This window comes from Rhizobium lentis, assembly GCF_014200175.1.
GTDB lineage: Bacteria > Pseudomonadota > Alphaproteobacteria > Rhizobiales > Rhizobiaceae > Rhizobium > Rhizobium mulingense.
Window position 1 is genome coordinate 177,954 of sequence record NZ_JACHBD010000006.1, and the last position, 13,405, is coordinate 191,358.

The following is a 13,405-nucleotide window of genomic DNA, read 5'->3' on the forward strand; positions in this document are numbered from 1 at the left end:
GGGAGCGCAAGCTCCCCGGAGATGCCAGGCCGCCGTTCACCAAGCGGGAGGTGGATGCCGGAGAATTGCTCCCGCTGTTTCAATGAGGAGGAATCTCATGACGATCAAGAGACGTGAATTTCTTGCTGCATCGGCAGCCGTTGCCGGTGTCGCCGGTCTTGGCATCAAGCCATCCTTTGCACAGGCCGAGCCGACCTACACGCCGGAAAGCGGCGCGAGCCTCAGGCTGCTGCGCTGGACGCCTTTCGTGAAGGGCGATGAGGATGCCTGGATCGCCAATACCAAGAAGTTCACCGAAGCCACAGGCGTGGAAGTTCGCATCGACAAGGAGAGCTGGGAAGACATTCGTCCGAAGGCAGCCGTCGCGGCCAATGTCGGCTCCGGCCCCGATCTCATCATGTGCTGGTTCGACGACGCCCACCAATATCCGGACAAGCTGGTCGATCTTACCGAACTCGGCAATTATCTCGGCAACAAGTATGAGGGCTGGTACGACGGCGTGAAGGGCTACGCCACCCGCGGCGACACCTTCATCGCCATGCCGCTGACGGCGATCGGCAATGCCGTCGTCTACCGCGACAGCCACGTGAAGGCCGCCGGTTTCAACGAATTCCCGAACGACACTGCAGGCTTCCTCGAGCTTTGCAAGGCCATGAAGGCAAAAGGCACGCCCGCCGGCTTCCCGCACGGCAAGGCGGTCGGCGACGGCAACAATTACGCCCATTGGCTGCTCTGGAGCCATGGCGGCAAGATGGTCGATGAAAGCGGCACGGTGACGATCAACAGCCCGGAAACCCTCGCCTCAATCAACTACGCCAAGGAGCTCTACGCAACCTTCATTCCCGGCACGGAAAGCTGGCAGGACGTCAACAACAACCGCGCATTCCTGGCGGGCCAAGTATCGCTGATCGCAAATGGCGTCTCGGTCTATTACACGGCCAAGAACGATCCGAAGCTCGCCGAGATCGCCAAGGACATGCGCACGACGAACTTCCCGATCGGACCGGTCGGCAAGAGCGTCGAGCTTTTCCAGACGAGCTCGCTGCTGCTCTTCAAGCACAGCAAATATCCGGAAGCGGCCAAGGCCTATATCAAGTTCATGATGGAAGCCGACCAGATGAACGCCTGGATCCAAGGCTCCAGCGCCTATTGCTGCCAGCCCCTCAAGGCCTTCGCCAATAATCCGGTCTGGACCGCCGATCCGGTTCACGCGCCTTATGCGCGCGCTTCGGAAAGGCTGCGCCCGAACGGCTATGCCGGCCCGCTTGGCTATGCCTCGGCGGCGACCATGGCCGATTATGTGCTGGTCGACATGTATGCTGCCGCCGTCACCGGCCAGAAGTCGCCGGAGGATGCAATGAAGGAAGCAGAGCGCCGGGCGAACCGGTACTACCGAGTCTGATCCAGAGCCAGGAGAGGCGGCATGTCCGGCTTCGGCATGCCGCCCGTCTCTCAAGAATTGAAGCAATCTGGAGGCAAGCAATGTCGACCTTGAAATCCGGGGATACGCGCGGCCCGATCTCCTCGCTCATGCAGAACAACAACGTGCTCGGCTTCCTGTTCATGCTCCCGGCCGCGGTGTTCCTCGTCTGCTTTCTCACGTACCCATTGGGGCTCGGCGTCTGGCTCGGCTTCACCGATACCCGGATCGGCCGGGACGGCATCTTCATCGGCTTGGAGAACTATCAGTTCCTGGCCGATGACGCGGTTTTCTGGCTGTCTGTCTTCAACACCATTCTCTACACGCTGGTCGCCTCGGTCCTGAAATTCGCGCTCGGCCTCTGGCTGGCGCTGCTTCTGAACCAGCACCTTCCGTTCAAATCCTTCTTCCGGGCGATCGTGCTCCTGCCCTGGGTGGTACCAACAGTGCTTTCGGCGCTGGCCTTCTGGTGGATCTACGATTCCCAGTTCTCGATCGTCTCCTGGTCGCTGATGAAGCTCGGCCTGATCGACGCGCCGATCAACTTCCTCGGCGATCCCACCAATGCGCGCATCTCGGTCATCGTCGCCAATGTCTGGCGCGGCATTCCCTTCGTGGCGATCTCGCTGCTCGCCGGCCTGCAGACCATCCCGGCCTCGCTGCAGGAGGCCGCCTCGCTCGACGGCGCAACGAGCTGGCAGCGCTTCCGCTATGTGACGCTGCCGATGCTGACGCCGATCATCGCCGTCGTCATGACCTTCTCGGTGCTCTTCACCTTCACGGATTTCCAGCTGATCTACGTGCTGACCAAGGGCGGACCGGTCAACGCAACGCATCTGATGGCGACACTCTCGTTCCAACGCGGCATTCCAGGCGGGCAGCTGGGCGAAGGGGCGGCCATCGCCGTCGCCATGGTGCCCTTCCTGCTCGGCGCCATCATGTTCAGCTTCTTCGGCCTGCAACGCCGCAAATGGCAGCAGGGCGGCCAGGATTAAGGGGAATAACGATGTCGACCAATCTCAAGACGGCCGATCAGGTCCTGACCGACAATGCCGAGGGCATGAGCTACCTAAACCGGCTGCCGCGGCGCGTGGTGATGCTCTACCTGCCGATGGCGGTCTTCGTCTTCGTGCTGCTCTTTCCCTTCTACTGGATGGCGATCACCGCCGTGAAGCCGAACGAGCAGCTGACCGACTACAACAATTACAGCCCGTTCTGGGTGATTGGGCCGACGCTCGATCACATCAAATATCTGTTCCTGGAAACGTCCTATCCGGGTTGGCTGTGGAACACGATGCTGGTGGCGGTGGGATCGACGGCGCTGTCGCTGATGGCCTCGGTCTTCGGCGCCTATGCGATCGAGCGTGTGCGTTTCACCGGCTCGCGGCAGATCGGCCTCGTGATCTTTCTCGCCTATCTCATCCCGCCGTCGATCCTGTTCATCCCGCTCGCCTTCATCGTCTTCAAGCTCGGGATCTACGATTCGCGCCTGGCGCTTATCTTCACCTATCCGACCTTCCTCATTCCTTTCTGCACCTGGCTGCTGATGGGCTATTTCCGCTCGATCCCGTTCGAACTCGAGGAGAGCGCGCTGGTCGACGGCGCCAACCGCTGGCAGATCCTGGTCAAGATCATCCTGCCGCTTGCGGTGCCGGGTTTGATCTCGGCCGGCATCTTCGCCTTCACCCTGTCGTGGAACGAGTTCATCTATGCGCTGACATTCATCCAGTCCTCGGAGAACAAAACCATTCCGGTCGGCGTCTTGACCGAACTGGTGCGCGGCGACGTCTTCGAATGGGGATCGCTGATGGCCGGCGCGCTTTTCGGTTCGCTGCCTGTGGTCATCCTCTATTCCTTCTTCGTCGATTACTACGTCTCGTCGATGACGGGCGCAGTGAAGGAGTAGCCCCCGGACCGAGCTTTTCGGCAACGAGCAAGGCAAGTCATTTTTGCCTTGTCATCGACGCTGCGTTGCAGGCGGCCTGAGAGTGCGATTTCGCTCCCAAGGCGCCGACAGTGAGTCGCCCGGTTTTCGGGAAGGGCTCGCCCCACCGATCTTGTGTCCTTCGCCTCAGTCCAGAAAGTGCGTCCGGAAAGCCAGGCGCCGGAACCCTCCTCGACCGCCGCAAACTTCTATGGCGCGGTCCACCACACGAATATCCTCGACGCGCTCACCTGAAGGCCACGAGATGGCGCCTATGGCATGCCTCACTTCGGCTTCCTCGTCCCGGACGAGGGTGAGAGCCCCGGGACCTGAGAGGTCGTTTTCGCTGGAGCGGCTGCGCAAAGCTGCGGCCGCACTCTCTTCGACCCCCAAACAGCCGAAGTGTCGGCTCGACCACGGGGGATAGTCACGGCCGCCGTTGGAATGCCAGAAAATAGTCATGGGCAAGCGGCGGGCATTCCGGAGGGAAAGAAACAGGTCTCTCTCGACCGGCCGCGCCACCGCGGTCCAACCCAAGCTGTGTTCGCGGCCTTCTATGGCGATGACGACATCCTCATGCCGCGGGTTCCACGGGAACCGGCTCAAATCTACCGATCCGTCGATTCCGGGAAAGCGATCGGGCGCCGTTGACCGCGAGGGGTAGCGCAGGCCGGAACGCCCGCGGGCGGAATCGACTTCAGGCGGCGCCGGCGGCGTCTCCCATGCCGATTTGGGCGAGCAACTGATGAGTCCGCCCCGAGGCAGCGAGACGTTGGCATGGTTCGAGACGGCAATGCGGCCGCTCCCGCCGGCGAAGACATGGCGCTGATAGACCCAGACGTGCCCGTCTTCAACCTCGAGCTCCTTGGTGACCGTCGCGCCGCAGACGGTGCGTTGCAGCCTGGCCCGCAGCCGCCCGGCCTCGTGTTCGACCATATCCCAGGGTGAATTGGCGGTCCATCCATGAAGGGGCGATCCCTCTTGACTGCCTGCGAAGGGTGCGCAGAAGAAATCGCCGCCGAGCGTCATCAGATGCGGCGGCGTACCGGGGGGCATTATCTCCTCCGTGCCGACCCAGGGCGCACGGTGCAGCAGAGCGATTTCGTGCCCCTCATCTTCCACGGTAAAGCCGTCAAGGAGACCGGTCCGCGCATCGAAGCCGAAACGGATTCCCTTGGCACGGATCTCGATCATGCCGCGAGATGTTCGCCGGTTATGATATTTTCGACCTCCTGGATCGATGCGGTGGCGGGACTTAGATCGTCGGCCACGACGGTGCCGCGTCGCATCACCACCATGCGGTCCACCACCTGGAAGACATGATGAATGTTGTGCGCGATGAAAATGCAGGAGTGGCCGGTGTCGCGCGCCTCGCGCACGAAGCGTAGTACGCCCTGGGTTTCGGCCACGCCGAGATTGTTGGTCGGTTCGTCAAGGACGATCAGGTCGCTGTCGAAATACATGGCGCGCGCGATGGCCACGGCCTGCCGTTCGCCTCCGGAAAGCGATCCGATCGGGGTGGTGGGCGGAATGTTCTTAGAAATGCCGACTCGCTTCAGAAGATCGGCGGCAACTGCGTTCATCCGCTCCTGGTCCAGCCGGTCGAGGAAGCCGGGCCCCGTCCGGAGCTCCCGTCCAAGAAAGAGGTTGCGGGCGATGGAAAGCTGTGGGACCAGGGCGGAATCCTGATAGATGGTCTCAATGCCGCTGCCGATCGCGTCGTTGGTACTGCGCAGCTGCACTTCGCGTCCCTTGATGAAGATCTGGCCGGATGTGTAGGGAATCGCGCCCGACAGCACCTTGATCAGGGTGGACTTGCCCGCGCCGTTGTCGCCGAGAAGGCCGACGATCTCGCCCTTCCTTATGCTGAGGTTGACATCGCGCAAAGCGTGGACACGACCATAGAATTTCTCGATGTGCCGCATCTGGACCAGGGTTTCGTTATCGCTCATCTCAGACCCCCGTATTGTGCCGGCGTTCGAGGCCGGCATGGAGCGCCATCATCGCCAGGATGATCGCACCGATGAAAATATTGTAGGCGAGACCGGGCACGCCAATCAGGACGATCCCGTTGCGCATCAACCGCAGGATCAGCACGCCGAGCATGGTCCCGAGGATCGTCCCGCGGCCGCCGGTCAGGACGGTACCGCCGATCACCACCATCGCGATGACTTCGAGTTCATAGCCGGTACCGGCATTCGGATTGGCGGCCGAGACGCGGATCGACGAGATGATGCCAGCAAAGGCCGCCATGGCCGCCGACAGCATGAACAGGATCACTTTGACCCTTGCGGTCGGCACCCCGCGGTTTCGGGCGGCGTTGGCATTGCCGCCGGTCGCCTGGATCCAGTTGCCGAACCGTGTGCGGGTCAAGACGTAGTGGAGCGCCAATGCCAGCGCTACGAACCAGATCAGGCTCATGAAGACGCGCAGGTTGCCGATATAGAAGTCGCCGACCAGCAATTGCGCCAGCCATTGTTCGCCCGCTTCCCAGGTGCGCTGCGGAAAGCCGGCCGTCAGCCACAAGGCCGTGCCGCGGATGACCAGCAGCGTTCCAAGCGTCACCAGGAATGACGGGATAGCCAGACGGGTAACGAAGAGGCCGTTGAAAAGACCGATCGCCAGAGCGACGGCTATTCCCGCAAGAAATGCCAGAGGCAAGGGCAGCACGTCCGCATTGAACAATGTCCACATCACCACGGGGGCGAAGCCGAAGACCGAACCGACCGAAAGGTCGAATTCTCCCGCGGTCATCAGCAGCGTCATCGCCAGCGCAATGAGGCCGAGTTCGACGGTGAAGGTCAAGGCATTGCCGATATTGATCAGCGACAGGAAGGCGGGGTTGATTGCCGTGAAAACCACCAGCATCGCGATCAGAAGGACGAAAGGCCCGAATTCCGGATAGGCGATGAAGGTCCTGACAAGGCTCGGCCTTTCACGTGGCGGGGTGAGAGCATCGCTGCTTTGCTCGATCATGGTGCGCACTCGCGTTGGGGCTGGAACAGGCATCCCCGGCAGCATACCGCGGATGCCAGGATGGCAGGCTTATTTACCGCCCATGATCTTGGCGTAGAACGGCGCCTTGTCGGCTTCGTAGAGTGCGCCGGTAATGATGTCGAAGTTGATCGGGATGCCGCTCGCTTCAGACATCAGTGCCGAGAGGCACATGTAAGAGGTTGCCAGTGGATCCTGCCACATGCCCGCATTCACATACCCTTCGCTGACCTCCGAGGTCGTGTCCAACGAGTTGCCCCATCCGACCACCGGAATCTCACCCTTGGCGATGCCGGCCTGATCCCAGACGCGTTTGACCGAACCGGTTACCAGATCACCGAGGCCGATGACCGCATTGATCTTTTTGCGGTTGGCGGTCACGTAGTCGGTCATTCGGTTGATGGCCTCGGCCTGGTCGTAGGAGGCGTCCTGGATTTCCCAGGTGATCCCGAGCGGCTTGAACACTTCGTCGGCACCGGCTGATTCCTCTTCACCATAGCCTGCCCCCGGAACTTCGAGCGGCATCCAGACAAAATCCCCCTTCTTCACCAGCTTATGGTCGACCAGATACTGTGCCCACGTGCGGCCGACGACCTTGAGATCGACGCCGACATAGGCTCTCCAGGCCGGCGCCGGGTCCTTGGTGTTGAAGTTGATGACCGGGATGTTGGCCCGGTTGGCCTCGTTGACAACATCCACCAAGGTGCCAGGCCCCGGGCTCGTCGTGCAGATGCCGTTCGCGCCGGCGGCGATGGCGGCGCGGATGGCTTCCTGATGGCTCGGTACATCATTCGAATGGAACGAGGTGTTCACTTTCACCCCGGTATCGGCAGCGAATTTCTCGGCACCCTGAAGAAAGTAGGTCCAGACTGGATCGGTTGGGGAGCCGTGCGATATCCAGTAAAAGGTTTTGTTCGCGGCACTCTGCGCCATTGCTGCTGCCGGCATCAGCGCCAACGCGGCCACCGCGCCCAGAAAAGTTCGTCTCAGCATGTCCTGTCTCCTCCCGTTGGTGGCCGGTCTCTATGCTCCTCCCGGCCGGTGAAATCTGTTGTGTGACGAACGACGTATTGGCTCGGTCAGTCTCCTCATTGCCGCTCGGCCGCGTCGATGAACTTCTCCAATTCACGCGGATCCATGCGGATCAGATGGCGCTCCTCCGGGAAGGCGCCGTCGGCGACATCCGCGGCATATTCGCTGAAAGCCGCGACCCGCTCGCGTTGCAGCCGCGCATATTCCGAGCCAAAATCGCGATAGGCTCGGGCGTGGCGCGGAACATGACCTTCGGTGTAGCCCAGTATGTCGTTGGCGAAGAGATATTGCGCGTCGCAGCCTGGGCCGGCGCCCATCGACCATAGCAGGATTCCGACCCGTTTGCTGATCTCGGCCGCGACCTCGGCGGGCACGACCTCGATTTCAACTGCGAAGGCACCGACGCTCTCATAGGCCTTAACCTCCTCGAAGAGCCGCAACGCCGCCTCGGCAGTCTTGCCGACCGCTTTGAAGCCACCGGTCCAGGTGGCACGGGTGGGAACCAGCCCGACATGGCCGACAACGGGGAAATATTCACGAGAGAGCTTTTCGACCGTCTTCAGCGAGCCCGAACAGTAGACCGCGTCGGCGCCGCGGTTTAGCGCATTGCCGCACCAGCGGAGATAATCGTCCGGGGTCCCCATCTCGAGATGGGTCTGCCCGGTCATCGAGAAGACCGTCGGCGCAACCGCGCGGTAGCGCGGATCAAGGACGATGTCGGCCGGCACGGAGGCGATGTCGATGCCCGCGGCTTCGGCGGCTGCCGCCTCATCGAGGCTGAAATAGCGCAGCATGGTCAGCTGGCGGCGGCCTTTCCAGGCGCGCAGGTCGGCCACCGTCGGCAAACGGCGTGATGCAGCGCCCCGGCTCTCCTGTTCGCACAACTCTGTCATTCGACCAACACCAGGACTTGCCCGCCCTCGCGCCGGACGGAATAAGTTCGCAGGTTCTCGCAGGCAGGCGAGCGCTTGGCCTCACCCGTTCGATAGTCGAATTGGCCATTATGTCTGGGACACTCGATCACATAGTCGAGCACCAATCCGTCTGAGAGCTCTACCTGCTCATGGGTACAGAGCCCATCAGTGCAAAAGAATTCGTCGTTAGGGCTGCGAAAGATTGCAAAACTCCGTCCGCCATGGATCCAGCCCAAAACGTCTTCCTTTTCAATGTCGTCTTCGGCGCAGGCAGCAATCCAGGGCATACGGTCCTCGTTTCCATGTTCAATGGGAATCTCTGATGGTGGGGCGATCATGCGAGGGACCTTTCCGGCACAGCCGCATGCAGCTCTTCGCGATAAGGCTTCGCCCCTTGCGGCAAGGCGCGCTTGAGATAATAGCCAGGCTCCCGTCTCTGCCGCATGATCGCTTGAAACATCTCGCGATAGCCGTCCCAGATCGAGGTGTTTGCGGGCGGCAGGTCGTGCTTGATCGCCTCGTGCAGCCTTGCCAGCGCATGGTAAGGCACCATCGGGAACATGTGGTGTTCGACGTGATAACCCATGTTCCAATAGATGAAGCGGCTGACGGGATTCATATAGACGGTGCGCGAATTAAGCCTATGGTCGAGCACGTCTTCCGCGAGCCCGCCGTGCTGGAGGAGCCCGGTCATCACCATATGCCAACAGCCATAGATGCGCGGACCGCCGACCAGAAGAAGCGGGATCGCCGCCTTCCAACCTGCACCGGCGATGAGCATGCCTATGGTGGTCATCATGGCGGCTGCGTAGATTGCCATATGCACCCGCGCCCAGAACACCGCCTTGGGCCATTCGCTCTCGGGCACGTAGTCCTTCTCGTCCGGCGAGAGGACCCCGGCCGCATTGCGCGCGAGGGTCTTGAGGTTCTGCCAGACCTCGACCACGCCGGTATAGGCGAGCGCTTTCAGCGTCAGCGCGATCGGATGCATCCAGGCGATCTCGGGATCGCGGCCGACAATGATTGTATCGGTATGGTGGCGGGCGTGGCTCCAGCGCCAGTTCACCGGGTTGCGTGCCACCTGGAACGAGCAGATGTGATAAAGCACGTCATTCATCCAGCGCGTGCGAAAGGCGGTGCCGTGGCCGCATTCGTGCCAGCGTGCGTCGCAGGCCGAGCCATACATCACCCCATAGGCAAACCAGAACGGCACCGCCCACCAACTGCCCCAGAACCAGATGCCGCCAGCGGCAAAAGCCACGTGGAGAACTGCCCATAGAATCGTGTCGCGGATCGCCGGCTGGTCGCTGCGCTGCATCAACTCCTTCATCAGCTTGCGCGGCACTTCGGTGTGATACCATTCGGCCGCCACCAGCCCCGCCTCGACGGCTTGTCTAGCGGAAGCACCGGTCAAACCGTAGTCGCGGGGGAGGGCGGCAGACTGCCCGCTTGTTTCCATGTTGGCCGAATTGGCGCTCATGCGATCATCTCCGGTGGCGGGAACAGATGCTGCGCTGAAAGCGACAGACCGGTCCCGCTCAGGCCGTTCACTATTGCCGCCGGCACCTCGGATCGCTCCGGACACATCACCCGTTCGCCCCTATATCCATATTCATCACGCATGGCCGCTGCGAGATCTGCCGATCCTCGGCCTGCTACCCGTGATGTTGTAATGACCCTGCTGATGCCAAACTGGGCTGCCGAAAGAAGCTTAGCAACTCAATATCACATCAAATCACATCAGTTGTTTCCTCCCAGATTGATTGGAATTCAGCAGAACTCTTGGTAACAATTGTATTTGAGATGCTTATTTCATTTCGTGGCCTTACTTATATTGCAGGTTGGATATGATGTGAATAGCCTCATCTTTTGATGCGACAGAACGGCATTCCCCTCAGCTGCGCAAAGGGAAGGATCATGAAGAAAACGACGATTTCCGATGTCGCCCGGAGGGCTGGCCTCTCGACTGCAACAGTCGATCGAGCATTGAACGACCGTGGTGGTGTCAGTGCCGCCAATCGCCAGAGGGTGTTTCGTGCCGCGAAGGAACTTGGCTATCTGCCGACCGAGGGGATGCTTCCCTTGCCCACGCGCCCCGCGCATCTGGAGTTCTTCATCCCCTTTGCGCACAACTCATTCATGCAGGACGTCGCCAGGAAGATCACCAGCTTCGCGTCATCCCTGCCGCTGGTGGCGTCGTGCAATGTCACGGCACTCGACGGCATCGACCCTGACGCGCTCGTAGCGGCGCTGGAAGGTCTTCCGCTCCGGACCAACGGCGTCGGCGTGATTGCCGTCGATCACCCGAAGACACGGCATGCGATCCGCCGCCTGTGCGAATCCGGCGTCCGCGTCGTGACCCTAGTGACGGATGTTCTCTCGACCCCACGCTCTGCCTTCGTCGGCGTCGATAATCTGGTGGCGGGGCGAACCGCGGCGCTGATCATGGGCCTCACGTCGCGTGAGAAGAAGGGATCGATAGGACTGTTCCTCGGCTCGCGAACGCTCCACGGACACCAGCAGCGGGAATATGGATTCCGGACGTTGCTAGAGGAGCAATTCAAGCATCTGACGATCCTTCCTGCCATCGAAACCCGCGACGAGAACAAGCTGTTCCAGCCGGCGATGGAACGGATGCTACGCGACACCGACGATCTCGTCGGCGTCTATTGCGTCGGCGCAGGCAGGGCCGGCATCGCCGAAGTTCTGCAAGCAGCGAAAGGAAACAAGCGTCCCTTCGTCATCATGCATGACCTCACCGACGCGACGCGGGCATGGCTGGCAGAAGATCTGATCGACGTCGTGATCGACCAGAATGCGCGCCTGATCGGCGAGCAGGTGGTCATAAGGCTCCTCGGCTCGATCGCGGCAAGCACGCCGACCTTGTCTTTGAAGAACATCGAGCCGCGGATCATCTTTCGCGAGAATATCCCACTCGTTTGACGCGGAACGCTTGCATAAGAGAATCTCACCGCATCAGGAAGCGAAGCCGCGCCGAACAGGAGCTGTCCCGATGTCTGCCACCGGGGCGTCTCGCCGATGCCATGCTTCCAGAGGGCGCTTTTTCCTATATCGCGCGCGGTGAAGGAGCAAGGCGTGTGAGCTCAGCCAAGGCCGATTGCCCGCAGCACAGCCACGCAAAAGACGCCGGCCGCGACGGAAACCAGCATAGGCAAACGCAGGGCAGCGAGCGCGGTAACGGCACAGGCCGCGCTCTCCGCGATACCTGTCGCAAAAGCAGTCGGCGCCACCACGGCCATGAGCACTGCGGGCGGAATGGATTCGATCGCCTTGCGCCTGCCGCGGTCCAGCGACACATACCGCAGCAGAAAGAGCCCGCTGACACGCGTCAGGATGGTCGCGGCCGCCATGGCCAGAATGGCGAACAAGGTCTGCAGGTCGAGCGTCATGGCGTCACCTCCAGGCGGCGCATACCGCTGAAGGTCGCGGCTGCGACACCGGCAAGAGCGCCGGCCGCGACATACCAGACGCCCGGTAAGAAGTGATGGGTAAGCACGGCCGCTGCCGCGCTCGCAAGCAGAACGGCGCCGGTCTCTCGTCCTTTCCAGAATCCCATGACAAGCACGATGAAGACGGCCGGAAATGCGAAATCCAGCCCAAGCGCTGCGGGATCGCCGAGAAAGGCGCCGAGTGTGGCGCCCGCCAGCCCGGAAAGAACCCATGCCATGTAGAAGGGCGCTGCCAGGCCGGTAAACCATGCCGGTTTCAGCCTCGCCACACCGGCGCGGAACTCCGCCATTGCCCAGATTTCATCGGCCAGGAAAAGCACCGAGAGATAACGGGCGCGTGGTGAAAACGCCTGCATCTTCGTGACGATCGATGCTCCCATCAGCACGTGGCGGATGTTGACGAGAAGGGCTGCGAAACCGAGGCTCGTCCAGGAGGCGGGATGTGTCCAGATATCCATCGCCACGAATTGCGAGCCGCCGGCAAAAACCAACGCGCTCATCAGGCCGACCTCAAGAGGCGAGAGCCCCTTCGTTGCGGCAACGGCACCGAACACCAGCCCAATCGGGATGACGGCGGCAACGAGTGGCGCGATCGCCCGCATTCCGCCTGAAAATTCGGCCCAGATTTCATTTTTGCGCACGTTCGAACCTCCGCTTGATGCCGAGGTCATAGAGCCGTGCCGAAGCGACGTCTTGAACGAAAGTGATTATCGCGCCCGATACTGGCCAGGGGTTAATCCCGTTCGCGCCTTGAAGTGCCTGGTGAAATGCGCCTGGTCGGCAAAACCGCATTCCAGCGCGACCTCTGCCGGCAGGTCACCGGCCCGCAGCCTGCGGCGCGCGCTCCTGACGCGGACGTCGGTAAGGAAGGCGTGCGGCGTGATATGGAATTCCTTGCGAAAGGCGCGGATCAGATGCGCGCGGCTGAGGCCGGCGACGGCGGCGAGTTCTTCCAGCCCCAGATCGGTCGCATAGTGTTCCGTCAGATAATCCCGCGCGCGCCGAACTGCTGAACGCTCCGAGGTGTCGGTCGGCTCGATGATCGAGCTTCCATGCTGGCGAAACATTGCGTCGAGCACCAGGAACATGCTCTGGCTGGTCTCCAGTGCCCCGACTCCGGCCTCCAAGGTCCGGTGGGCACCAAGAAACGCCGCGGCCAGTTTGGGATCGTGAAGAATCTGCTTGCCGAAGGCCGGCGTGCCGCGAAAGGTGCGGCCGGTGACATCCTCGAGGATTTCGCGAAAGAGCGACAGGTCGGGATAGATCATGCGATAGCGATAGCCGCCATCGGTCGGCGCCCCGTCATGCGTCTCGCCCGGATTGATCAGATAGAGATCGCCGGGGCCGGAGGCCTCGCGTGCACCGCAGATCGTGGCGATCTGGCTGCCGCTCTCGATGGCGCCGATGCTGAACGTATCATGGGCGTGCGGTGCGAACTCATGTGTCAGGAAGGTCGCGCTCAGGCATTCCATGCCGCCGAAGCGCGGATCGCGCCAAAAGCGCGTCGTCTCCGCTCCCGCGAGTGGCATGGCTTCGGTCGCCTGTTCCTGGGAAATATTCTGCATCGGGCGGATATAGCAGTTTTCCCGCGACGCTTCTTGAACAAAAGTGATCAGCGAAGCTGGCCACATTCCCAGCCGATCGGCAAAGG

At 61.5% G+C, this 13,405-nt stretch carries 14 protein-coding genes; 4 read left to right on the forward strand and 10 right to left on the reverse strand.

Annotation, left to right across the window (positions count from 1 at the left end):
* Positions 1-97: 97 nt before the first annotated feature.
* The 3 genes from GGI60_RS15965 to GGI60_RS15975 all read left to right on the forward strand — a co-directional run bounded on the left by GGI60_RS15965 (position 98) and on the right by GGI60_RS15975 (position 3,326).
* Positions 98-1,402, forward strand: a complete 1,305-nt coding sequence (locus GGI60_RS15965; protein ID WP_183934599.1) for an ABC transporter substrate-binding protein — start codon at positions 98-100, stop codon at positions 1,400-1,402.
* A gap of 80 nt (positions 1,403-1,482) precedes the next feature.
* Positions 1,483-2,415, forward strand: a complete 933-nt coding sequence (locus tag GGI60_RS15970) for a carbohydrate ABC transporter permease (protein ID WP_183934600.1) — start codon at positions 1,483-1,485, stop codon at positions 2,413-2,415.
* 11 nt (positions 2,416-2,426) lie between these two features.
* Positions 2,427-3,326, forward strand: a complete 900-nt coding sequence (locus tag GGI60_RS15975; protein WP_183934601.1) for a carbohydrate ABC transporter permease — start codon at positions 2,427-2,429, stop codon at positions 3,324-3,326.
* Positions 3,327-3,491: 165 nt separating this feature from the next.
* Here GGI60_RS15975 and GGI60_RS15980 read toward each other — a convergent pair whose 3' ends face one another.
* The 7 genes from GGI60_RS15980 to GGI60_RS16010 all read right to left on the reverse strand — a co-directional run bounded on the left by GGI60_RS15980 (position 3,492) and on the right by GGI60_RS16010 (position 9,764).
* Entirely contained in the window at positions 3,492-4,538 is a 1,047-nt protein-coding gene (locus GGI60_RS15980; RefSeq protein ID WP_183934602.1) for a hypothetical protein, read from the reverse strand.
* Positions 4,535-5,296 (reverse strand): ATP-binding cassette domain-containing protein, encoded by a 762-nt coding sequence (locus tag GGI60_RS15985; protein ID WP_183934603.1) that lies wholly within the window; start codon positions 5,294-5,296, stop codon positions 4,535-4,537. Before GGI60_RS15985 ends, GGI60_RS15980 begins: the two co-directional genes overlap by 4 nt.
* Before the next feature lies 1 nt (position 5,297).
* The gene (locus GGI60_RS15990; protein WP_183934604.1) at positions 5,298-6,320 is read right to left on the reverse strand and encodes an ABC transporter permease; all 1,023 of its coding nucleotides are present in this window, start codon (positions 6,318-6,320) and stop codon (positions 5,298-5,300) included.
* A 69-nt stretch (positions 6,321-6,389) separates the two neighbouring features.
* Positions 6,390-7,331: a substrate-binding domain-containing protein gene (locus tag GGI60_RS15995; protein WP_183934605.1), complete on the reverse strand. Its 942-nt coding sequence runs from the start codon at positions 7,329-7,331 to the stop codon at positions 6,390-6,392.
* 95 nt (positions 7,332-7,426) lie between these two features.
* Positions 7,427-8,263: a 3-methyl-2-oxobutanoate hydroxymethyltransferase gene (locus tag GGI60_RS16000; protein ID WP_183934606.1), complete on the reverse strand. Its 837-nt coding sequence runs from the start codon at positions 8,261-8,263 to the stop codon at positions 7,427-7,429.
* Positions 8,260-8,622 (reverse strand): MocE family 2Fe-2S type ferredoxin, encoded by a 363-nt coding sequence (locus GGI60_RS16005; protein ID WP_409527266.1) that lies wholly within the window; start codon positions 8,620-8,622, stop codon positions 8,260-8,262. The genes GGI60_RS16000 and GGI60_RS16005 overlap by 4 nt, the downstream gene beginning before the upstream one ends.
* Positions 8,619-9,764, reverse strand: a complete 1,146-nt coding sequence (locus GGI60_RS16010) for a fatty acid desaturase family protein (RefSeq protein ID WP_246720412.1) — start codon at positions 9,762-9,764, stop codon at positions 8,619-8,621. Before GGI60_RS16010 ends, GGI60_RS16005 begins: the two co-directional genes overlap by 4 nt.
* 437 nt (positions 9,765-10,201) lie before the next feature.
* Here GGI60_RS16010 and GGI60_RS16015 point away from each other — a divergent pair, with 437 nt between their 5' ends.
* Positions 10,202-11,227: a LacI family DNA-binding transcriptional regulator gene (locus GGI60_RS16015; RefSeq protein ID WP_183934607.1), complete on the forward strand. Its 1,026-nt coding sequence runs from the start codon at positions 10,202-10,204 to the stop codon at positions 11,225-11,227.
* Positions 11,228-11,388: 161 nt separating this feature from the next.
* Here GGI60_RS16015 and GGI60_RS16020 read toward each other — a convergent pair whose 3' ends face one another.
* From GGI60_RS16020 to GGI60_RS16030, 3 genes are read right to left on the reverse strand one after another with little or no spacing between them, the layout of a single operon-like run.
* Positions 11,389-11,694 carry an AzlD family protein gene (locus GGI60_RS16020; protein ID WP_183934608.1) on the reverse strand — a complete coding sequence of 102 codons (306 nt, stop codon included), beginning with the start codon at positions 11,692-11,694 and terminating at the stop codon, positions 11,389-11,391.
* On the reverse strand, positions 11,691-12,425 hold the full coding sequence (locus GGI60_RS16025) for an AzlC family ABC transporter permease (protein ID WP_183934609.1): 735 nt from the start codon (positions 12,423-12,425) through the stop codon (positions 11,691-11,693). The genes GGI60_RS16020 and GGI60_RS16025 overlap by 4 nt, the downstream gene beginning before the upstream one ends.
* 36 nt (positions 12,426-12,461) lie before the next feature.
* The gene (locus tag GGI60_RS16030; protein WP_183934610.1) at positions 12,462-13,319 is read right to left on the reverse strand and encodes an AraC family transcriptional regulator; all 858 of its coding nucleotides are present in this window, start codon (positions 13,317-13,319) and stop codon (positions 12,462-12,464) included.
* Between the last annotated feature and the right edge of the window lie 86 nt (positions 13,320-13,405).

What these genes read in the sequence shown, in the direction of transcription:
- GGI60_RS15965 (WP_183934599.1), top strand. Translation starts at nt 98, where the DNA reads ATGACGATCAAGAGACGTGAATTTCTTGCTGCATCGGCAGCCGTTGCC.
- GGI60_RS15970 (WP_183934600.1), top strand. Translation starts at nt 1,483, where the DNA reads ATGTCGACCTTGAAATCCGGGGATACGCGCGGCCCGATCTCCTCGCTC.
- GGI60_RS15975 (WP_183934601.1), top strand. Translation starts at nt 2,427, where the DNA reads ATGTCGACCAATCTCAAGACGGCCGATCAGGTCCTGACCGACAATGCC.
- GGI60_RS15980 (WP_183934602.1), bottom strand. Translation starts at nt 4,538, where the DNA reads ATGATCGAGATCCGTGCCAAGGGAATCCGTTTCGGCTTCGATGCGCGG.
- GGI60_RS15985 (WP_183934603.1), bottom strand. Translation starts at nt 5,296, where the DNA reads ATGAGCGATAACGAAACCCTGGTCCAGATGCGGCACATCGAGAAATTC.
- GGI60_RS15990 (WP_183934604.1), bottom strand. Translation starts at nt 6,320, where the DNA reads ATGATCGAGCAAAGCAGCGATGCTCTCACCCCGCCACGTGAAAGGCCG.
- GGI60_RS15995 (WP_183934605.1), bottom strand. Translation starts at nt 7,331, where the DNA reads ATGCTGAGACGAACTTTTCTGGGCGCGGTGGCCGCGTTGGCGCTGATG.
- GGI60_RS16000 (WP_183934606.1), bottom strand. Translation starts at nt 8,263, where the DNA reads ATGACAGAGTTGTGCGAACAGGAGAGCCGGGGCGCTGCATCACGCCGT.
- GGI60_RS16005 (WP_409527266.1), bottom strand. Translation starts at nt 8,622, where the DNA reads ATGATCGCCCCACCATCAGAGATTCCCATTGAACATGGAAACGAGGAC.
- GGI60_RS16010 (WP_246720412.1), bottom strand. Translation starts at nt 9,764, where the DNA reads ATGAGCGCCAATTCGGCCAACATGGAAACAAGCGGGCAGTCTGCCGCC.
- GGI60_RS16015 (WP_183934607.1), top strand. Translation starts at nt 10,202, where the DNA reads ATGAAGAAAACGACGATTTCCGATGTCGCCCGGAGGGCTGGCCTCTCG.
- GGI60_RS16020 (WP_183934608.1), bottom strand. Translation starts at nt 11,694, where the DNA reads ATGACGCTCGACCTGCAGACCTTGTTCGCCATTCTGGCCATGGCGGCC.
- GGI60_RS16025 (WP_183934609.1), bottom strand. Translation starts at nt 12,425, where the DNA reads ATGACCTCGGCATCAAGCGGAGGTTCGAACGTGCGCAAAAATGAAATC.
- GGI60_RS16030 (WP_183934610.1), bottom strand. Translation starts at nt 13,319, where the DNA reads ATGCAGAATATTTCCCAGGAACAGGCGACCGAAGCCATGCCACTCGCG.